This is a genomic window from Chryseobacterium sp. CG10_8 (genome assembly GCF_058117085.1).
Genome location: NZ_JBYVEB010000037.1, coordinates 1 through 20,136 on the forward strand (window position 1 = coordinate 1; position 20,136 = coordinate 20,136).

General features: G+C 35.3%; 16 protein-coding genes and 7 tRNA genes. 6 read left to right on the forward strand and 17 right to left on the reverse strand.

Going from position 1 to position 20,136, the window contains the following annotated elements:
• The 3 genes from AC4AGG_RS07815 to AC4AGG_RS07825 form a co-directional block, all read right to left on the reverse strand.
• The gene (locus tag AC4AGG_RS07815) at nt 1-1,257 is read right to left on the reverse strand and encodes a DUF2851 family protein (RefSeq protein WP_489771437.1); all 1,257 of its coding nucleotides are present in this window, start codon (nt 1,255-1,257) and stop codon (nt 1-3) included.
• Between the two features lie 183 nt (nt 1,258-1,440).
• Complete coding sequence (gene bshA / locus AC4AGG_RS07820; protein ID WP_489771438.1) at nt 1,441-2,580, reverse strand: N-acetyl-alpha-D-glucosaminyl L-malate synthase BshA; 1,140 nt, start codon at nt 2,578-2,580, stop codon at nt 1,441-1,443.
• A 72-nt stretch (nt 2,581-2,652) separates the two neighbouring features.
• Nucleotides 2,653-4,377 carry a glycoside hydrolase family 3 protein gene (locus tag AC4AGG_RS07825; protein WP_489771439.1) on the reverse strand — a complete coding sequence of 575 codons (1,725 nt, stop codon included), beginning with the start codon at nt 4,375-4,377 and terminating at the stop codon, nt 2,653-2,655.
• Nucleotides 4,378-4,506: 129 nt separating this feature from the next.
• On the opposite strand from AC4AGG_RS07825, the gene AC4AGG_RS07830 reads away from it, so the two are divergent.
• Nucleotides 4,507-5,013: a hypothetical protein gene (locus AC4AGG_RS07830; RefSeq protein WP_489771440.1), complete on the forward strand. Its 507-nt coding sequence runs from the start codon at nt 4,507-4,509 to the stop codon at nt 5,011-5,013.
• A 60-nt stretch (nt 5,014-5,073) separates the two neighbouring features.
• Here the strand turns inward: AC4AGG_RS07830 and AC4AGG_RS07835 are convergent, their stop codons facing one another.
• From AC4AGG_RS07835 to AC4AGG_RS07885, 11 genes are all read right to left on the reverse strand, one after another.
• Nucleotides 5,074-6,174, reverse strand: coding sequence for a slipin family protein (locus tag AC4AGG_RS07835; protein WP_489771441.1), 1,101 nt, complete (start codon nt 6,172-6,174; stop codon nt 5,074-5,076).
• A 915-nt stretch (nt 6,175-7,089) separates the two neighbouring features.
• Entirely contained in the window at nt 7,090-7,413 is a 324-nt protein-coding gene (locus AC4AGG_RS07840; protein ID WP_489771442.1) for a hypothetical protein, read from the reverse strand.
• A gap of 19 nt (nt 7,414-7,432) precedes the next feature.
• Nucleotides 7,433-8,248, reverse strand: coding sequence for an ATP-grasp domain-containing protein (locus AC4AGG_RS07845; RefSeq protein WP_489771443.1), 816 nt, complete (start codon nt 8,246-8,248; stop codon nt 7,433-7,435).
• 72 nt (nt 8,249-8,320) lie between these two features.
• Nucleotides 8,321-8,806, reverse strand: coding sequence for a ribonuclease H-like YkuK family protein (locus AC4AGG_RS07850; RefSeq protein ID WP_489771444.1), 486 nt, complete (start codon nt 8,804-8,806; stop codon nt 8,321-8,323).
• A 50-nt stretch (nt 8,807-8,856) separates the two neighbouring features.
• Nucleotides 8,857-8,927: transfer RNA gene (locus tag AC4AGG_RS07855), tRNA-Trp, on the reverse strand.
• Nucleotides 8,928-9,128: 201 nt separating this feature from the next.
• Nucleotides 9,129-9,215 (reverse strand) — tRNA-Tyr (locus AC4AGG_RS07860).
• Between the two features lie 84 nt (nt 9,216-9,299).
• Nucleotides 9,300-9,373, reverse strand: a tRNA-Lys gene (locus AC4AGG_RS07865).
• Between the two features lie 2 nt (nt 9,374-9,375).
• Nucleotides 9,376-9,448: transfer RNA gene (locus AC4AGG_RS07870), tRNA-His, on the reverse strand.
• A 4-nt stretch (nt 9,449-9,452) separates the two neighbouring features.
• A tRNA-Asp gene (locus tag AC4AGG_RS07875) sits at nt 9,453-9,526 on the reverse strand.
• A gap of 8 nt (nt 9,527-9,534) precedes the next feature.
• Nucleotides 9,535-9,608: transfer RNA gene (locus tag AC4AGG_RS07880), tRNA-Arg, on the reverse strand.
• A gap of 7 nt (nt 9,609-9,615) precedes the next feature.
• Nucleotides 9,616-9,688 (reverse strand) — tRNA-Asn (locus AC4AGG_RS07885).
• Between the two features lie 804 nt (nt 9,689-10,492).
• Between AC4AGG_RS07885 and deoD the strand changes: the two genes are divergently transcribed.
• Nucleotides 10,493-11,200 carry a purine-nucleoside phosphorylase gene (gene deoD / locus AC4AGG_RS07890; protein ID WP_489771445.1) on the forward strand — a complete coding sequence of 236 codons (708 nt, stop codon included), beginning with the start codon at nt 10,493-10,495 and terminating at the stop codon, nt 11,198-11,200.
• An 80-nt stretch (nt 11,201-11,280) separates the two neighbouring features.
• Here deoD and AC4AGG_RS07895 read toward each other — a convergent pair whose 3' ends face one another.
• From AC4AGG_RS07895 to AC4AGG_RS07905, 3 genes are read right to left on the reverse strand one after another with little or no spacing between them, the layout of a single operon-like run.
• Complete coding sequence (locus AC4AGG_RS07895) at nt 11,281-11,937, reverse strand: hypothetical protein (protein ID WP_489771446.1); 657 nt, start codon at nt 11,935-11,937, stop codon at nt 11,281-11,283.
• 41 nt (nt 11,938-11,978) lie between these two features.
• On the reverse strand, nt 11,979-13,133 hold the full coding sequence (locus tag AC4AGG_RS07900) for a hypothetical protein (RefSeq protein ID WP_489771447.1): 1,155 nt from the start codon (nt 13,131-13,133) through the stop codon (nt 11,979-11,981).
• Nucleotides 13,134-13,138: 5 nt separating this feature from the next.
• Nucleotides 13,139-13,330 (reverse strand): hypothetical protein, encoded by a 192-nt coding sequence (locus tag AC4AGG_RS07905; RefSeq protein WP_489771448.1) that lies wholly within the window; start codon nt 13,328-13,330, stop codon nt 13,139-13,141.
• A 91-nt stretch (nt 13,331-13,421) separates the two neighbouring features.
• Here AC4AGG_RS07905 and folE point away from each other — a divergent pair, with 91 nt between their 5' ends.
• The 4 genes from folE (at nt 13,422) to AC4AGG_RS07925 (ending at nt 20,054) form a co-directional block, all read left to right on the forward strand.
• Nucleotides 13,422-14,087 carry a GTP cyclohydrolase I FolE gene (gene folE / locus AC4AGG_RS07910; protein ID WP_489771449.1) on the forward strand — a complete coding sequence of 222 codons (666 nt, stop codon included), beginning with the start codon at nt 13,422-13,424 and terminating at the stop codon, nt 14,085-14,087.
• Between the two features lie 246 nt (nt 14,088-14,333).
• Complete coding sequence (cysS, locus tag AC4AGG_RS07915) at nt 14,334-15,800, forward strand: cysteine--tRNA ligase (protein ID WP_489771450.1); 1,467 nt, start codon at nt 14,334-14,336, stop codon at nt 15,798-15,800.
• Nucleotides 15,801-16,021: 221 nt separating this feature from the next.
• Entirely contained in the window at nt 16,022-17,188 is a 1,167-nt protein-coding gene (locus AC4AGG_RS07920) for a T9SS type A sorting domain-containing protein (protein WP_489771451.1), read from the forward strand.
• 205 nt (nt 17,189-17,393) lie between these two features.
• Nucleotides 17,394-20,054 carry a 4-alpha-glucanotransferase gene (locus AC4AGG_RS07925; RefSeq protein WP_489771452.1) on the forward strand — a complete coding sequence of 887 codons (2,661 nt, stop codon included), beginning with the start codon at nt 17,394-17,396 and terminating at the stop codon, nt 20,052-20,054.
• Nucleotides 20,055-20,136: the final 82 nt, after the last annotated feature.

Consider the following 20,136-nt stretch of genomic DNA (forward strand, 5'->3'; position numbering starts at 1 on the left):
TTAAATTTTAGTCCCTTTTAAAAGTCCAAAACCAATGCTGCAATTTAAGCAATTTTTGACCAAACAGAAATTTTTATATTGATAAAGAAAAGCCTGACTTTCCAAAGCACTTTCAATCTTAACATCAAAAGAAATCCACTGAGAGATTACAGAATTCTCTTCCGCATCCATCTCTTTATAAAAATCCAGAATCACATCCAAAATTTCCTCTTCTTGATTTTTGTGATACGCATACTTAATCGGTAAAACTGCATTAATCAACAGCCTATCTATAAAATCCGTTGATACTAATTTACTATAATTTTGCTCAGAAATTTTTCCGAAATTAAAATGGTTATCCCAATATTCGCTGGCGCTAATTCCCTCAAAAACAGTTTTAATTTCATTTAAACTCTGCGCCGAAATCAATTTTGAAAATAGATTCTTCTCACGGTGATAAAGATGAGCTAATTGCGACAACCGAATGGTCGGAAAATTAGGCGGTCTTAACCTTAAAAATTTCGGCGAAAAGGTGATTTCGGATAAATTAAATTTGCTTCTAAGAAAATCAAACTCTCGCTTCCAAATTAAAACTTGTTCATCTTGCAAATCCCCTAACCAACCAGCTTTGCCATACAAAAGAGCTTCCAATTGAGTTCTATTTTGCGAAACTTTCTGAACAATTCCAAAATCAACACTCTCGGCTATCTGTTTAAAGATATCTGCATTAATTTTCAACCCGAAAGCATAGGCTAAATGATGGAACAGAACTGCTTCCCAATCATTTTTGTTCAGCTTCAAACCTTCTTCAAAAAGCAAAGATTTTTCATCCAGCTTTTTAAGCAATGTCTCTTCACTAAAACCAAAAGGAATGGACTCCTGACTCAACAACTTTTCACATGGAATAAATTCGTTTTGAGCAGAAAGCATCTGATACTTCTGAAGCGTTTCTTCAGCGATATAAGACTTCAATTCTAACGTTGGAGTATTTCTGGCTTTCAAATCCTCGATTTCGACATCATGAAGAAAAACGACGTGCAAAATAACATTTTCGTAAGCAGAATCGTGCGAATGCTGATGAAATATCCAATCAGAAGATTTCTGATGCAATTCTATATGACCAACCAAAGTGACTCCATTGATTTTTACCTTTCCTAAAAGAAAATCAGGACCCGAATCGTGATTCCATTTTCCAAAATCCAAAACCTCAATTGCAACTCCTTCCGTATCTTTAAAATCAAAGGTCTTAAAGATTTTGTAATTCCAGAGATATTGCAAAAGTTTTTCGGTCACACCAAGAGATAAATAATGAATGATAGTTGAAAATTGATGTTATAAATTTAGCATAAAATATTCTGACAATCAAAACATTTTGATACCCAAAACCTCACCTGAAAATTTAGTCTATCTATATTTGGCGCCCAACTTTACTGAAAAATAAAAATTACTTGTATAAGTATCCTAACTTTTATTTGAAAATTGTTCTATCGTCTTTTCGTACATCCTTTCATAAAGCGGAATAATCTTTTCAAGGTCAAATTCCATTGCTCTCTCCTTCGCATTGATTTTGAATTCTGCCAACAATTTTTCATCCGACAATAACTTGATAGTATAACTTGCCATCGCTTCTACATTACCCACTTCGGCTAAATAGCCGGTCTTTCCTTGGACATTAACCTCAGCAATTCCTCCCGCATTAGAACTGATTACTGGCGTCTCCGCAGCCATCGCTTCTAAAGCCGCTAAACCAAAACTTTCTTGCTCAGAAGGCAAAAGAAAAACGTCAGCAAATTGTAAAACTTCGTAAAGATTATCAACCTTTCCTAGCAATCGAATTCGCTCAATCAAATCTGGGTTTTCCGCCATAAAAGTATTGACAATCTCCAAATCTGGTCCCTCTCCGATAATAATCAATTTAGATTTAACTGACTTTTCAACTTTCTTGAAAATCGCCAAAACATCCTGAATTCTCTTAACTGGTCGAAGGTTAGAAACGTGAATCAAAATTTTTTCATCATCTTGTGCAAATTGCCTGCGCGCGCACGAGGTTAAGTTTTCAAATTCTCGATTATCAATGAAATTGGTGATGACTTCGATATTTTTGGTGATTTGGAAAAACTTCATCGTATCTCTCTTCAAACTTTCAGAAACCGAGGTTATCGTATCGGAGTGGTTAATTGAAAATTCAACTGCATGTTTGTAACTTGGATGCTGTCCAACTAATGTGATGTCCGTCCCGTGAAGCGTTGTTACCAAAGGAATATTACTATTCTCCTCTTTCAACATTTGCTTTGCAAAAAAAGCAGCATAAGCATAAGGAATCGCATAATGCGCATGAAGGATATCTAACTTATATAACTTGACAACTTGATAAATGGTTGACGATAAGGCTATATCAAATGGTTGATGTTTGAACAATGGATAGGTTTGGACATTGACTTTATGAAAGAAAATGTTAGGATTAGTCATGTCCAATCTTGCAGGAAGTTCGGAGGAAATAAAGTGGATTTCATAACCTTTATTAGCGAGTGACATTCCCAGTTCTGTAGCTACAATTCCGCTTCCTCCATAGGTTGGATAACAAAGTATTCCGATTTTCATTGGTAATTTAATTTTTTAAACTAAAGAATTCGTTAATATGCTTTAGTGTTTTTTTCAAAAAGAAGTTGACTTCTATTTTTTATTAGTTTTAAAATGCGTTCTTGACATCGAATTAAGGTCGATACCGTCTCCATACTTCAACTTATCATTGACCAAAACAGGAAGTCTCCCAGAAATACTGGTTTTTCCATTCAATGCTTTTGCTGTAGCCGTCATGCTATCGTCATTATTTTCATAAGAAATCAATACGGTAGAAACTCCCGCAACATCCACATCCTTCAATGCATACGGGCTTCCAAACACATTTAAAATTACTTGATGTTTTTTTGACAATTCGCTAAGTAGTTTCTTACTTGCATCCGAAATCTTATAAGGTTTATACGCCGTCGAATTATCTTTATGAAAACCAACAATCACCTTAGAATTGGCAGGAATTGACGATATTTCTGAAGCTTTTTTTACCAGAACTGTAGTATTAAGATTCAACTGGTTAAGAAAAGTTTCGTAAGGTGCTTCTTCCAAAGGAATATAATAATAGGTTTCCTTGCAATCTAAAGGAACTAACTTTTTCTCGTCCTTCAACAAAGTCAGTGCATTAGAATATAATTTCTGAACCAATTCAACATGCTTCTGAGTATTGAGATCTTTATTAATGTTTTGAGGATTTCGAGGTTGATATTGATCCAAACCAAGATAATATTTGGTCAAAAGAATTTTCTTCACACTCTCTTCTACTCTATTTTGAGAAATTTCACCCTTATCAATCGCTTGTTGAATCAATTTCTTTCCTGCTGCAACGCCATCAGAAAAAAGCATAATATCATTTCCAGCTTTGAAGGCAAGCGCATCAACTTCTCCTGGCTTATATCTTTGGGCAACCGCTCCCATGTTGAGCGCATCTGTAATAATCAAACCTTTGTAACCGTATTTTTCTTTCAACAAGCCTGTAATAATGCTTTTTGAAAGTGAAGCCGGGACTTTTTGAGATTCTAAAGAGGGAACATATAGATGTGCTACCATTACTCCTCCAATTCCCTTATCCATTAACGCTTTGAATGGTGCCAACTCCACCGAATTTAATCGATCTAACTTGTGCGAAACCTGTGGCAAATCAAGATGCGAATCTGTATCAGTATCTCCATGTCCAGGGAAATGCTTGATTGCCGCCAAAATATTATTTTGCTGAAGTCCATTAGCATACGCCAAACCAGAACTTATAACATTAGGAACGTCCGAGCCAAAACTTCGGTTCCCAATAATTGGATTTGAAGGATTGGTGTTAACGTCCACAACAGGTGCAAAATCCCAGTTAATCCCCATTCTCTTGCAGTCTTCCGCAATCTTTGCAGACATCTCGGTAATCAACTCCTTATTCTGAATCGCTCCCAAAGTGATTGCCCAGGGCATTTTATGAGCGGTAGGAATCCTTTGGAAAAGTCCCCATTCCGCATCCATCCCAATCATCATCGGGACTTTGGACTTCGTTTGAAACTCATTGACCAAATTAATTTCCATTGCTGCATCATCTTGCATCAAGATTAATCCACCTAAATGTTCGTTAACAACCAAGTTTCGAACGTTGCTAATATAGTCCTCTCCCTTATTGGTGTAAAGCGCAACAATGAATAACTGACCCAACTTTTCACTTTGAGAAAGTGAATTATATGTTTTTTCGACCCATTGTTTTGCCTTTTTTTCATCCTCTGAGGAAAGATTTTTTGGCTTAAACTGCGCTGATAATGTTTGACTTACAACAAATAAGAAAAAAAATATGATTTTCGATTTTACTTTTGACATTTTTTATTATCTAATTTTCAGATGCCAACAAAAATACAACTTTAGAATCATTTTTTTTGGTACGCCTTTTGACAAAATTGAAATAGAACAATTACCTTTGAAAATTAAACTTAATAAAATTATAAAATTATGAAAAAGTACTTTTCCCTTTTGATCCTTGCGATGTTTGGTTTCATGATGATGAGCTGCGTTGAGGATAATGATGACTATGTAGACTATGACACCTATTCTGTAGTATATGATTACAACAATGTAAATTTTTCTTATAATTCTACTGATGGTTATTATGTAAATAAACCAATGCCTGTAACCTTATACCCTAGTGATGTGGTTTTGATTTATAGAAACGTTGGTTCTATCAGTTCTCCTGTTTGGCAGCAAATTCCAAGAACTATCTACTTCTCCAACGGTGATGAGTTAGATTACGATTTTGATTTCACCACAGTTGATTTTCAAATTTATGCTGGCGGTACGTATGACCTTTCATTAACTCCAGCTTATATTACAGGGCAAAATTTCAGATTGGTGATTGTACCTGCAAGTTTTGGAAACAAGAATGCAAATCTTGATTACAGTGATTACAACAGTGTAATTAAGCACTTCAATATTGATGATAGTAATCCTACGAAACTATAGGACTCATTCAAAACTCCATATATTGTAATTCCCGACACACATTAGTATGTCGGGAATTTTTTATTTACTGAAAATCTCTTTCAGCTGACTTACCACATTAGAATTTCCAGAAAGGGTAATGTCGCCAATTTTGTCGGCAATTTTTTCCATGTACTCCATTTCTTTCAACTTCCAAAGAACCTCATTCTCTTCCATTAGTTTAGCTGTGTTTAGCATACTTCTGGTAGAAGCCGTTTCTTCTCGTCTCATAATGCTGTTCGCTTGTGCTTTCTTTTCAGCAATCAAAACTTGGTTCATAATTTCTTTCATTTCACCAGTCAAGATAACATCTCTAATTCCGGCATCAGAAAGTTTTAGACCCAACTCAGCTTCCTTGTTCAAGGTATTTTGTAAAATCTCTTTACCAATATTGTCTTTTTTAGACAATAATTCGTCCAAAGTTAATGCTCCAACCATCTCTCTCAAAGCCAACTGCATCAAGATATAAAGCTGTTTTTCAACCTCTTTATTCTCGGTCAAGGCTTTTACAATATCCACAATTTTGTATCTCACAAAAAAGTTAATTCTAAGGTTAGTTTTATCTTTAGTCAACAATTCTTGGCCAGCAATTTCCATTTGTTGAACCCTTGTATCCGCCAATTTGCTTTCCACAGAAATTTGGTTGTTCCAGAAGTAGTAGGTTCCCGATTCCAAAAGTTTGCTCAACTTTCCATCCACAAAAAGCAAGGCTTCATGTTGATTGGCAATTGTAATTTTTCTAACAAAATTTTTCAACTTAGCATTTTCCAAAATTGTTTTAGAAACATTTTCAGTAATTTCCGCTTTTTTCAAATCCACTTTTTGGAATTCTCTGTTCACAACGCCTTTCCAGAATGCGAACTGACCAACAGTCAATACTTCATTGAAAATTCCGTTTTCGTACATCAGTACCAACTCACCATCTTTCACCTCAATCACTTCCAACATAGACGCTAATTCTTGATTTTTCAACAAGAGATTTAGTTCATCCGCTTTCATGTTCAATTGGTCTTTCATTTCGTAAACCTTAACTTTTTTAGACCCGAAAATCCAGTATTTACCTTCATTCAAAATCTCAATCAAGTTTCTGTCCTTGAAAACCAAACCAGCTTGGTACGCTCTAATTTTAACATATTTCATCATATTTTTAAGTTTTAAAATTTTAATAAAAAGGAAAAGTAACCTCTTACCTTTCAAAAAAGACGGAAGAAATAGTTCTCAATCCATCCATGGTCTTTTGAAGTACAGTTTTCCCTGAAATTCATCATCTGCATTATCCAATTTTGGGCGTGTCCTTTTGTTTTGCCTTGGCTAAAACTGCCCTTGCTAAAACAAAAGGTCGGGCTATCCACTTTTACTCCTCACACCAAGGCTTTTTCCAAAGCTTGTTGTGGGGTAATCGCTACTATCCCTCACGCGAAAACCGTCTTTAGCAGGCCTTTCCGTCAGAAAATCACTGTTTCGTCCAACCACTTTCTTGGAATTTCGTCCAAATTCTTACAGGTTTTTTTGAAATGTTTTCTTCAAACCAGCAAGATTTTACTTTTCCCGATAGCGATATTTTTTTGTAAGAAATATCAAAACTTGGGCAAGATAGATTTTGAGTCTATTTGCAAGGAACTACAACCCAAATGTAGCGTTCTACCAATTGAACTATCTCAACCGAATTGAGAACGGGACTCGAACCCGCACATCCAAAAAATACTATTACTCTACCCAGACTGAGCTATTATCCAAATGCATGGATAAGCAGGATTCGAACCTGCGACACATAGTGTTGGCGGAATTTTTTGGTAATTTCCAAACCTTCAAATCAAGTTGAACAGAAACATCTTATGCTTCACTTAGCAAGACTTCCTGCAATGGTGTTGTACAGAAACACTCAACAAGACTTGTCTGATATCTTTTATAAAATCTATTTTTCAAGACTTTATGTTTAATTTAATTTTCTTCTACAAAGTAAAAACCTTATTGCGCAATCTATTTGCGTAGTAAAAATTAATTTAATTTTTTTAATTAAACCTTGTCAAGATTCTTGACCTTGACAAGGTTGGGTTTTTATTGATTTTGTTTCATTTTTAACTCATGCTGTTTGTCGCGGTAATCAATTTCGCCAAGAGGACTTCCCTTGTGATAATCGATATTGACAAACCCATTTTCTTCCTTCAAAAGGGAATCCCTATTCAACACGGCACCTGTATTCTTACTTCCGTAATTTCCTTCAATTTTTTTGGTTGCAGGATTAACATCTCCCCAAGTTGGCGTCTTGCCTTCATACAAAGGTTCTACAAAATAGGTGATTCCTGTTACTGCTGATTTCACTATAAATCTGCCTGTTTCATCCGTATTCGTAAGGAATCTTTTTAAAATATCTTGTCTCATAATTTTATTTTTTTAAGGTTTAAATTTTACTTTTTACAGTTTTTGCCAATTCTAATTTTGCATCTTCTGGAAATCCAGATAATCCTGGAATGTCATTGTACTCTAAAATCAATTTTTTTCCATTTTTATCTTCCAAAACATCAATCGCTACACTATCAGCTTGGATGCTTTTTTGTAAAAGCTGAACATGGTCAATCCATTCTTTTTCCGGTGTTATCAATTGATATTCTTGAGTTAAGGAATTGGCTTTCCAATATTTGCCTTTTCTTTTCATTGCCCAAACTTTATCATTGATTGCGAGATATCGAATGTCATTTTGATACTTGATGAATTTCTCAACAGTCACATAATCGTTGTGAATGAAAAGCAAATCTTTCAACTCTTCCCATTGCTCATCATTGTGAACCAAACTTTTGCCGTATCCACCATGATGATTTCCTACTTTAACTACAAAAGGAAATTCAGTTTTTAAATTTTTGAGTTGGGAAGTATGGGTCGCAACATCAAAATCAACAACCGGCAATCCTAATTTCTTCAGCTGATTAAGCATTGATATTCGATCATATCCTTTAATCAATGTAGAAGCTGAGTTAACACAAGGAACTCCCGAAAACGCAATTATTTCCAAAATATTTCTGTGTTTTGCATCTGGATTAATCGCTCCTAATCTCCAAAAAATGACATCAGGCTCACAAACACCTTCTGCATCAACAATATAAAGTTTGGCGTTTTTTACAATAAATTCTGAATTCTGAATTTTTTTCTGAACAACGTGATATCCAGCAAAATAATCTTTCCAGTAATGTTCTCCATTGATGATTAGTATTGTTTTCATCTCTTTTTTTTGAAATCTTGTCAAGATTAAATATCTTGACAAGGGTATTGATTAATTACTATTTAACTCAAATTACACTGCTAAATCCGCACAATTGGTACTCGCAAATGCAAAAGGTTTTGCCTTGAAGATGTAACCCATTCCCAAAATATACCCCATTGCATCTTTGAGAGCGGTATTGGATTTGAATTCTGGGTCGGTATTGATGTCTGCGTGAACTTCCATTTCTACACCATAATTTTCCAAAATATCACAGATTCTATACGCAATTTCCACGGATTTTGCAACTTCATTCAACATACGCTCTTTGATTCCGATGTGTTGAATTTCTCTTTCTTTTCTAATGAACGTGAATGCTCCTTTTCCTTCTCTAATCACAACAATTGCGGTAGCATAATGGATCATTTTTCCATAAACATGGGAATCAGAACCAACACAAACTTTTAGACGATGTCCATTGGCTTGCTCACGAATGATGGCTTGCTCCAGCAATGTTTCGATGTTCTGATGGAAGATTTTTCCGGTCAGATTGTGCCAAGTTTCAGTTTGTGTTTCCATTTCTTTTTAATTTTAAATTGTTCTACATATTTTTTGTTTACATTATTATGCAATTCAGACCCGACTCGAACGGATAATATTGGGTTTGGAATCCAACGTGTTACCATTACACTACTGAATTATTTTTAACGTTTTGTTATTCGTTCTGTCATTCTGAGCAAAACGACGTGTAATTGAAGAATCCATATTGAATTCAAAAGAATCCTCCTTCGTCAGAATGACAAAAACCATTAACTTTCAAATATTAGTACCTCTTTTCGGATTCGAACCGAAACTACAAGAGTCAAAGTCTTGTGTGCTTCTCCGTTACACTCCGAATCAATGGTGGAAGTGGTTGGATTCGAACCAACTCAGCTCTAAAGCACTTGTTTTACAGACAAGCCCAACTCTCCAGCTTTGGCGCACTTCCTCTTTAAAAAAGTTGATTATTTCTAAATTTTATTTTTTTGAACATCTGCGCTGAAATAATCAACTCTCATCATTTGTATTTTTGTGATTCTGGAAAGACTCGAACTTTCAACTTCTTGCTTAAAAGGCAAGTGCTCTAACCCATTGAGCTACAAAATCATTGGGGTTTCTTCGGGAATCGAACCCTGTTCTTCGGTGCCACAAACCGACGTTTTGCCAATAAACTAAAGAAACCATTTGGCGGTTCATACGAGAATCGAACTCGTAGCTTCCGAGAGACAGTCGGAAAGGTTACCTTTACCACAATGAACCATAATTTGTGATTTCGGAAGGGTTCGAACCTTCAACCTCGGGTTTAGAAAACCTGCGCTCTTTCCAATTGAGCTACGAAACCAGTTTTGCGATTTCGAAAGGATTTGAAGCTTTAACCCTTGGTTTAACAGACCAATGCTCTTCCAGTTGAGCTACGAAATCTTGATTTTGAACATAAAAAAAGCACCTCTTTTTGGGAGGTGCTGTCGCAAGGTCATCGTACAGTTTTTCAACTGCAGTTTTTGCACAGCATCCTCTTGAAAGCAACGCTTTCATAAAAAAATCTTCCTTCTACAATCAGACTCGGCTTACAGTCTTTTATTGATAAATGAATTAGATTTTGCATATTGTTTTTATTTAAAAAATTAATTGTTTGTTATTTTTATTAAATCGGAAGTGCTCTTCCTTTCAATTTTCGGTTGCAAAGAAATAGTGAAATTTTGAATTATGCAAATTATTTTTTAGTTTAAATAATTGATAATCAATATTTTATGATTGATTTGAGGATAGCGATTTCCTGTCCACTTTTGAAGTGGATTGCTGTTTTAACCTAAATGTCTGTCTCTCATTGGTTTGTATATCATCCTATGTCAGCTTAAGAAAGTCTCATTTTAATGTCAATTTTTTTCAATTTTTTGCTAATTTTTTTTCATTCTAAATAATTTTCGGTCTTAAAAACAGAAAAACGCCCCAATTTCTTGAGGCGTTTTTGATATTTTTCCAAAAAAATCTTTCTTTTTAATCTAATATTTTTTGATAAAAACACGCATTTTGCCTCCCATTTTCCAACACATCATAGCAGAATAACCCTTCTATTGATGGGCTGTTCCATAGCATTGTTGCGATATGACGTCTTTGTTTTATCATTGTTTTATCGGGGACAAAGATAAATATTTCTCGACTAACTAAGTTCCAATTAGGTTGTAAGTGGTAAGGAAAGTTGGTAAATTTGTACAAACTATTTTTATGAGCATCCACATCAGTGCAAAAAAAGGAGAAATTGCAAAAACAGTATTACAACCAGGAGATCCACTTCGAGCAAAATATATAGCAGAAAACTTTCTTGAAAACCCAAAATTGGTAAGTCAAACTCGAAATATATATTACTACACAGGTACTTATAAAGGAAAAGAAGTCAGTGTTGGAGCCAGCGGAATGGGAGCTGCAAGTATTGGAATCTATTCTTATGAATTATATACTGAATATGAAGTCGAAACTATCATCAGAATAGGAACATGTGGAGCATATACAACAGAACTCAATGTTTTTGATTTGCTTAATGTGAGCAGTGCTGCAAGCGAATCAACCTATGCTAAATTTGCATGGGAAATCGATGAAGAACTTATTGCACATCAGGGTGAGACCTTTGATACTATTAATCAAACCGCTACTGAACTTTCGCTTCCTGTCAAAGAAACATACATCCATACCAGTGATATTTTTTACAGAAAGAACCCCGAAATACCAGAAATTGCAACCAAATATAATTGTCTTGCTGTTGAAATGGAAGCTTTTGCTTTGTTCGCAAATGCAAAATTTCTTAACAAAAACGCAGCCGCCATCTTAACCGTATCTGATGTAATCCCAACAGGTGCGCAGATGACCTCTGAACAAAGAGAAAAATCTCTGAAAAACATGATTGAGTTAGCTTTAGAAACAGCTTTAAAACTATAATATTTTTTAGCTTTTACTTTCCCTAAAAAACAAAAGACCTGCAACAGAATCGCAGGTCTTTTGTTTTGTTTTCATATTCTTTACTTATTGAGAAATAATGTAATCTGTTTAAGATCTTTCTCTTCCGTCACTTTCAAGTTATTCTTTTTCATAAAAGATAATAAATCATCTTTCTTCGCTGGAAACAATTCCGCAAATTTCTTATTATTAGAAGGCACTTCAACAAGACTATCGTTAACCATTACGAAGTACTTTGGTCCCGGGTTATAAAACCTTGCAGGCTTAGTTTCGTCATACCCACTCTTTGCTGGCTTCATATCTTGAAATACAACCTTTTCCTTTCGATACGAGCTACAATTATCACCTTCTGCAATAAGAAAGAAATAACCGTCATTAATCAAAACTAACTTCTGAGAATTTTCAAGATAAGTAAGCTCAGTATATAATTCATTTTTAGGCAATACCATCGTCTTACCATCGATTTGAAATTCAACAGTATCATTATACGCATTGTACTTAGTTAGTACTACATCCTGATAATTCCCAATTTTAGTCGGTTTGAACACATCATTTAAATAAGCGCTCCCTTGGATATCTTCTTTGTTTTGATTAAAGACTGATCTATACCAATTATTTTCTATAACTCTAGACCCTGATACATTGCTTAAAAAACTCACATCTTGGGAAAAATGTAAGAGAGAGCAAAAAAATAAAGGAACAAAAAAGTACTTTTTCATATTCTGTTTTTTTAATCACTGTAAAGTTAATAAAATCTAAATCAAACTCTTGGATGTCTTTCAAATTCTTTTTCTCTATCAAATAGATAACGGTAAGTTGCCAATTTTCTTGTGACAATGGTATCAAGATTTTCTGCGATTTTCATCATCTTGGGATTAAAATCCCCTATCCATTGTAGTTCAGTGATTTCAAAATCTGTGTGCTTGCGCAAGTGAAGTGTTCCTTCCCAAATCATATAACCATCAATCCCCGTCCTTTGCCACTCTGGAACAACGCCAAAAACGATTCCCACCATTTTAGTATTTTTCTTAAACCGTTTTAACCATAAAAATTTAAGCTTCTGAAACAATCCAAATTTTCCATTCAAAAACTTAAACCACTGATTAAGGTCAGGAATATTCATCCACATGGCAATTGGCTTTTCATTCTCGTACACAAACCACGAAATGTGTTCATTGAGAACAGGTTTCATACTTTGGAACATTTTCAAAACTTTTCTTTCCTCCAACTGCTTCCCTCCTCCATGACTTGCCCATGCTTTATTGTACACTTCTGTAAAATCTTTAGCGAATTTCTCTAACTGATTCTTCTTCATCGGACGTGCTGATATCGCGGGATTTTTAGAGTGTTTGGAGTGCATTACAGTGAAAACACGAGATACCTCTCCATGAACCGGGCGCGTATAACACAATTGGTCAAAATAATTTTTGAAACCATAGGTTTCAAAAAGCGTTTTATAATAGGCCGCATTGTAGTTCATGCAGTATAAAGGTTCTGTAAATCCATCTACTAAAATGCCCCAAAATTTATCACGTTCTCCAAAATTAATACTCCCATCCATCGCTTGCATCCCCCTTTGGAGAAGCCAATCTTTGCAGAAATCAAAAATAAAATTTGCTGTTTCCTGGTCATTGATACAGTCGAAAAAGCCTATTCCACCCGTCGGCTGTTCTTGTTTGTAAGCTTTACTAATAAAAACCGCTACTTTTCCAACGGTCTGCCCTTCAGAATTTTGAAACAAAAATCGCTCACACTCTCCATTGCGAAAATTCTTATTTTTTTGAGGGTCAAAAACCTCTTCGATATCTTTATCAAGTGGGCGAATGTAATTGGGATCCCCTTTATATAGTCGAGCAGGAAACTCGAGAAACTCTGCCTTAGACTGGACAGAGCTAACTGGTATAGTTTTTAACATTGTAATTATTGTGAATCTGTTTTTTTCTTTTCGGAAAAATAATTGATGGAGGTCATTATTATTGTAAAAATAACTCCTTGAATAATAGCCTTGATAACTTTCCTTTCTAATGATATTTCTGGCTCTATAGCATAAGAAAACAAAAACACAATTGCTGAGTAAATACTAAACATCAATACAACTTTCTTCCAATTCATTTTTTCCATTTATTTTCAAAGATAGGAAAACCCCTTAATAATTTAAAATTCAAATTAAAAATCATTATTTTTGCTTTCTGTTAATAGGATTATGAACAATTTTTTTGATAACGACGACGATGTTTTCACAGGAAAAGAACACACTCCAATTCGAGAAGACGCCTTTGTATTAAGCCCTACCGAGAAAATAGAAAAGATAGAAAAACTATTCGGGGAGATTATGTATACATTGGGAATGGACATGACGGATGATTCCCTCAAGGATTCGCCAAGACGTGTGGCCAAAATGTATGTGAACGAAATTTTCGGTGGTCTTTTACCAGAAAACAAACCCGGAATCTCTACTTTTTCTAACAAGTATAAGTATAGACAAATGTTGGTCGAAAAGGACATTACTGTATATTCTTTTTGCGAACATCACTTCCTTCCAATTATTGGTAAGGCGCACGTTGCCTACATCTCTAATGGCGAAGTAATTGGTTTGTCCAAAATCAATAGAATTGTTGATTATTATGCAAAACGTCCTCAAGTCCAGGAAAGACTGACTATGCAAATCGTTGATGCAATCAAAGAAGCTTTAGGCACAAAAGATGTCGCTTGTATTATTGATGCAAAACATCTTTGCGTTAATTGTCGAGGAATCAAAGACACGGCGAGTTCGACCATCACTGCTGAATTGAGCGGAATCTTCAGAACCAATCCTATTACCAGACAAGAGTTTCTACATTACGTAGGAAGCCATGCCAAATTAGATTGATTGAGAATTGTCTAAATTTGTTTAAAATAATTAATATTCAGTCCTAATCTAATTGTTTAGTTTGGATATTATTTTACCTTTAAAACATGATAAAATTTAAAAAACTTTCGTCCAAAATTTTTATCACAACCATTGATTGTTGAGATTGTTTTCACTTGTCATTATTGATCAAAAAGGGTGATAACAAAACACCTTCAAAACGACAAATTCAAACTCAATCTTCATCTAAACCTCAATCTGAAAATTATGCAACTCAAAATATATAACTCTCTTTCGGGAGAAAAAGAAAACTTCCAACCTATCATTGAAGGCAATGTGGGGATGTATGTCTGCGGACCTACTGTCTACAGCAATGTACATTTGGGAAACGTAAGAACCTTCATGTCGTTTGATTTCGTATATCGAACGTTAATGTATCTGGGCTACAAAGTTCGTTATGTTCGTAACATCACGGATGCAGGACACTTGACCGACGATGGCGATGTTAACAATGACCGATTTGTAAAACAATCCCGTTTGGAAAAGTTAGAACCCATGGAAATCGTTCAAAAGTACACCGTTGATTTTCACAAAGTTCTAAGCGAATTCAACCTTTTGCCTCCAACTATTGAACCTACTGCGACCGGACACATTCTTGAGCAAATTGAATTGACTCAAAAACTCATCAAAGATGGCTTTGCCTACGAAAGTAACGGTTCTGTCTATTTTGATGTTTTAGAATACAATAAAAGAGGACTTAATTACGGCGAGCTTTCTCGACGTAATATCGAAGAACTTTTCGCGAACACCAGAGATCTCGACGGTCAAAACGAAAAGAAAAATCCACAAGATTTTGCTCTCTGGAAAAAAGCTTCCCCAGAACATATCATGCGATGGAATTCCCCATGGGGAGAGGGGTTTCCAGGATGGCACCTTGAATGTACGGTAATGTCAACTAAATATTTAGGTGAACAATTTGACATTCATGGAGGAGGTTTAGACTTGAAATTCCCACACCACGAATGTGAAGTTGCCCAAGGAAAAGCAGGTTATGGACACGAGCCCGTTCATTATTGGATGCATGCCAATATGCTAACCATGAACGGACAACGAATGAGCAAGTCAACAGGAAACTATATTCTGCCTAATCAACTCATTACAGGACAAAATGATTTTTTCAAAAAACCATTTCATCCTTCCGTAGTGCGATTCAATTTTATGCAAGCGCATTACAGAAGCGTTTTGGACATTTCCAACGAAGCGATGATCGCCAGCGAAAAAGGATATCAAAGATTGATGGAAGCGGTTAAAATTGTTTCGGGTTCCGAGCTTCGAGTTTCGAGTTCTTCTGATTTCAATGTGAAAGATTGGAAACAAAGATGTGATGATGCGTTGTTAGATGATTTCAATTCACCGATATTGATTTCGCACCTTTTTGAAGCAGTTACTTTTATATTTAAATTAAAAGATGAAAAGGAGAATATCACTCAAGAAGACCTCGCTTTGCTGAAAGAAAGCCTTCATAGCTACATTTTTGACGTCCTTGGATTAGAATCTATCCAGGAAAACAATAATGCTAAATTAGACCAAGCTTTGCAAGTGCTCATTGATCTTAGAAATCAGGCAAGAAAGTCTAAAAACTTCGAACTTTCTGACCAGATCAGGGACAAACTTTTAGAACAAGGCATTGAATTAAAAGATGGCCGAGAAGGCACTACTTACACCCTAAATTAGTTTTTTAAATAAATTAAATTTTCCCTTTCATCTTCACAGTTGAAAGGGATTTTTTTTGATACATCATCACAAATTTTAATCAAATGAGATAGGCTTTGGCAACCGTTTCATCTATTTAAAAATCAATTAATTAATAATTGAGTGTTTTTCCTTTGATTATTCGTAAAAAATTAATTAATTTAGTCCAATAATTAATACCAAACCAACAAAATCTTATTGATATGAAAAAATTTACATTCCCTATTTTAGGTATATTCGTTAGTGGGAGCGCTTTCGCACAACAAGACTTTTATGCCTTAACTGGACCAGATGTACAACAAATCATCTTTCAAGACTTCAGAAGCCTTGATACAAAAGCAGGAATTTCAGGAAAAGCGGTTTTTTCTGCTGATTCGCCTTCTAATGTTTTTTCTCAGACGCTTAATTCAAAAGTTACTGAGCCAAAGGACACGTTTCATCAAGCTCAAGCAACTCAGATTGCAACTTTAGCTACGGATATTTCTGGAAGTCATTTGTACTACTCTCCTTTATATAGCTCTAACATCTATGTTTTGGATATCAAGTCTCAACAGATCACTTTGATTGAAAACGAAATTTTGAAACCAACCACTTGTAGCCTAGCCTCTCAATTCACAAGAATGACCGCAGGAAAAGATGGAGCAATCTATGCCATGACCAATTCTGGCTCGCAGTTGGTGAAAATTTCAGAAATTAATGGAAGCTACGAGGCACAAAACCTTGGAGCCATTAAGGATATCACTGCTAATAATGAAATTTCTCTTTCTGTAGTTAACTCTGGTTACGGTGGTGACATGATTGCTGATGCGGAAGGAAACTTATGGGTCTTCGCTGCTTCTGGTAATATTTTCAAAGTAAATATCGAAAGAATGACGTCGGAGTCTATTGGAAGAATTTCTGGTCTACCAGAAGGATTCTCTACTAATGGTGTTGCGGTGGACGCATCTGGAAACGTATTAGTAGGAAGCGCAAAAGGTGACATTCTTTATCAGATTGACATGGAATCACTTGAAGCAAAAGCTTCTAACTTCAAAGAAAAACTTAATGTCTATGACTTGGCAAGTAAGTATTTCTTAAACGACGTTGCGGCGGTTGCTGAAGTCAATACATTCTCAGGAATTACCATTTACCCTACGGAAGTTAAACAAAGTTATTTCAATGTTAGAATCAACAATAAAGAGATCAAAGGAAATGTAAAAGTTACGTTGACTGATTTCTTTGGAAACACTTTGCTATCAGAGAACATGATGGTTCAAAATGGCGAAAAGAGATTTAATTTTAAAACTCAAATCCCTGGGTCTTACATTGTGAATATAACTGATGCTCACGGAAAAGTTCTTCATAGCGAAAAGATTATCGTTTCTAAATAGGATTAATTCAACACAATACTACTCAAATATAAACCTTTCCCGCAATGGGAAAGGTTTTGTCTTTCTATTGTACCTCAACTACGAATTGATATATTTCAGAAAATCAAAACTTTAACCCGAAACAAAACCTGCGTAATTTCATAGTTTTTAGTGATATTTTTTCTGCTAAAATCCCTAACTTGCACGTTATAAAAAAAATAAAAAAATGAAGTTATTTTTTCACATTAACTTTTCGACCAAAGTAGGAGAACAATTACAAATAGTAATTACAGAAGAAGGCCATGAACCAATGATTCATGATATGACCTACAACGGAAACGGAACATGGGTTACGGAAGTAGATTACTATTCTAAGGCTATTTCCTATTATTATCAACTTATTAATTTAGAAGGACAAATTTTGGATAAAGAACTGGTATCTCACCAATTAAAATTTGCCCATACTATCAAAGAATATAAAATTTTCGATTATTGGAATCTTAAAAATTATCCAGAAAATTATCTCAACAACAAAATCTTACAAAACCAATTAAGAGACTACAAGCCAGAAAAAGTATCGGTATTGAAAAAACATACCCACCTTTTCCAAATTGAAGCCCCAATTTACCATCCAGAATGGAGAGTTGTGCTTCTTGGAAGTGGTCCGGAATTAGGAAATTGGGAATATCTGAAAACGATTCCGATGCAACAAGTCGAACTAGGTGTTTGGCAAATCGCTGTGGAAATTAAGCAAGATGTCATCCATTACAAATATGGACTAATGAATAAAACCACAGGTGAAATCGTTGACCTCGAATATGGTGATAATCGTTATGCATTCCCGAACAAAGATAAAAACCAATTGTACATTGTCGCAGACCATTATTTCAGGTTCAAGTCTTTCGAATTGTATCACGCAGCGGGTGTAGCCGTCCCCGTCTTCTCTCTTAGAAGTGAAAAAGGATTTGGGGTCGGAGAATTTAGAGATATGAAATTATTGGCAGATTGGACCGCTAAAGCCAATTTGGGTATCATGCAGATTTTACCAATCAATGATACTACTGCCAACTACACTTGGACAGATTCTTATCCGTACGCTGCCATTTCCGTATATGCCTTGCATCCTCAATACATTTCGTTGGACGCACTGGAATATGAAATCCCGAAAAAACTTTTACCTGAATTCGAAAAAACAAGAAAAGAGCTTAACGAACTTCATTCCGTAGATTATGAGCGAATGATATCCGAAAAGTGGAAATTCTTAACTGCTGTTTTTGACGCCAATAAAACAGAAATTCTAAAAGATAGAAACTTTAAAAAGTTCATCAAAGATAACGAGTCATGGCTACTTCCATATGCGGCATTCTGCGTACAAAGGGACAAATATAAAACTCCAAACTTCAATGATTGGAAAACACACAAAACTTATATTGCAGGAAAAGTTGCACCGATGTTTCAAGCTAAACATCAAGACTACGGAAAAGCGATGCTTCATTGCTGGGTACAATATCAACTTCACCTTCAACTAAAAGATTCGGTTGACTATTCTCATAATCTAGGCATTTCGGTTAAAGGTGATTTACCAATCGGAATTTATCGTTATTCCGTGGAAGCTTGGACCGAACCAGAGCTATTCGGAATGGACTTTCAAGCTGGGGCACCGCCTGACCAATTTACAGATTTAGGACAGAACTGGGAATTCCCTACCTACAATTGGGAAGCAATGAAGAAGGATGGTTATCAGTGGTGGAAAAATCGTTTTGCGGCTTTGGAGCAGTATTTCGATGCGATGAGAATAGACCATATTCTTGGCTTCTTTAGAATTTGGCGAATGCCAATTTCTGCAACACAAGGAATCTTAGGATACTTCTACCCTGCTGTTCCAGTAACAATTGAAGAATTCCATTCAAGAAATATTCCATTTGACAGAACAAGATATTGCACTCCTTTCATCAATGACCAAATTCTTTGGAATTACTTCGGTGACCAAAAAGATGCTATCCACTTGGAGTTCATGAATAATCATTTTGATGGTACTTACTCCTTCAAAGAAGAGTACAATACGCAGAGGAAACTGAAAAATCATTTTGAAAAGCACCCTCACGAATGGGCTCAAGATAAATTGATTTCTCTCTGTGCCAATGTCATGTTCTTGGAGGAAGAAAGAGATGGTGTGACTGTTTACCACCCTAGATTCAACGTTGACAAAACAGATTCTTATAAATACCTTTCTGATAGTGATAAGAAAGCTGTTTACGATTTATATATTGATTATTTTTTCAAAAGACAAGACGGATTGTGGTATCAAAGTGCCATGGAAAAACTTCCAGAAATCCTTAACGCCTCTCACATGTTAATCTGTGGAGAAGACCTTGGACTAGTTCCTGATTGCGTACCTCAAGTAATGGACAAATTAGCAATTACTGCGCTAAAAGTTCAGAGAATGCCATCTGAGAATATTCTTTGGTACAATCCAAGAGCAGTATCTTACCTTAATGTAGTAACTGCGTCTTCACACGATAGTTCTACACTCAGACAATGGTGGGAAGAGGATAGAAATCTAAGTCAAAAATACTTTAATCAACAGCTTCAACAATGGGGAACCGCTCCATCGGAACTACTACCTGAACTTGCTGAGATCATTATGAAACAACATTTGTATAACGATGCAATGTTGGCTATCTTCCCATTGCAAGAGTTTTTGGCAACAGATTACGAATTAAGGAATCAAGATAAAGAAGCAGAAAGAATTAATATTCCAGCAATATTTCCTCATCATTGGAAGTACAGAATGCACCTTAATTTGGAAGAATTGAATCAAAAAAATGACTTTAATAAAAAAGTAGCACACTGGATTAGCGAATCAGGACGAAAAATACAAGACTGATTACCAATTATTTAAAATAAATTTAAAAGAAGTTTTACCATCACGGTTTAACTTCTTTTTTTTATCGTCATCTTAACTATAG

Excerpts from the sequence above, each read along its gene's own strand:
- AC4AGG_RS07920 (WP_489771451.1), top strand. The coding sequence starts at position 16,022 with ATGAAAAAATTTACATTCCCTATTTTAGGTATATTCGTTAGTGGGAGC.
- AC4AGG_RS07905 (WP_489771448.1), bottom strand. The coding sequence starts at position 13,330 with ATGAATTGGAAGAAAGTTGTATTGATGTTTAGTATTTACTCAGCAATT.
- AC4AGG_RS07850 (WP_489771444.1), bottom strand. The coding sequence starts at position 8,806 with ATGGAAACACAAACTGAAACTTGGCACAATCTGACCGGAAAAATCTTC.
- AC4AGG_RS07840 (WP_489771442.1), bottom strand. The coding sequence starts at position 7,413 with ATGAGACAAGATATTTTAAAAAGATTCCTTACGAATACGGATGAAACA.
- folE (WP_489771449.1), top strand. The coding sequence starts at position 13,422 with ATGAACAATTTTTTTGATAACGACGACGATGTTTTCACAGGAAAAGAA.
- AC4AGG_RS07925 (WP_489771452.1), top strand. The coding sequence starts at position 17,394 with ATGAAGTTATTTTTTCACATTAACTTTTCGACCAAAGTAGGAGAACAA.
- AC4AGG_RS07830 (WP_489771440.1), top strand. The coding sequence starts at position 4,507 with ATGAAAAAGTACTTTTCCCTTTTGATCCTTGCGATGTTTGGTTTCATG.
- AC4AGG_RS07900 (WP_489771447.1), bottom strand. The coding sequence starts at position 13,133 with ATGTTAAAAACTATACCAGTTAGCTCTGTCCAGTCTAAGGCAGAGTTT.
- AC4AGG_RS07845 (WP_489771443.1), bottom strand. The coding sequence starts at position 8,248 with ATGAAAACAATACTAATCATCAATGGAGAACATTACTGGAAAGATTAT.
- cysS (WP_489771450.1), top strand. The coding sequence starts at position 14,334 with ATGCAACTCAAAATATATAACTCTCTTTCGGGAGAAAAAGAAAACTTC.
- deoD (WP_489771445.1), top strand. The coding sequence starts at position 10,493 with ATGAGCATCCACATCAGTGCAAAAAAAGGAGAAATTGCAAAAACAGTA.
- AC4AGG_RS07825 (WP_489771439.1), bottom strand. The coding sequence starts at position 4,377 with ATGTCAAAAGTAAAATCGAAAATCATATTTTTTTTCTTATTTGTTGTA.
- AC4AGG_RS07895 (WP_489771446.1), bottom strand. The coding sequence starts at position 11,937 with ATGAAAAAGTACTTTTTTGTTCCTTTATTTTTTTGCTCTCTCTTACAT.
- AC4AGG_RS07835 (WP_489771441.1), bottom strand. The coding sequence starts at position 6,174 with ATGATGAAATATGTTAAAATTAGAGCGTACCAAGCTGGTTTGGTTTTC.
- bshA (WP_489771438.1), bottom strand. The coding sequence starts at position 2,580 with ATGAAAATCGGAATACTTTGTTATCCAACCTATGGAGGAAGCGGAATT.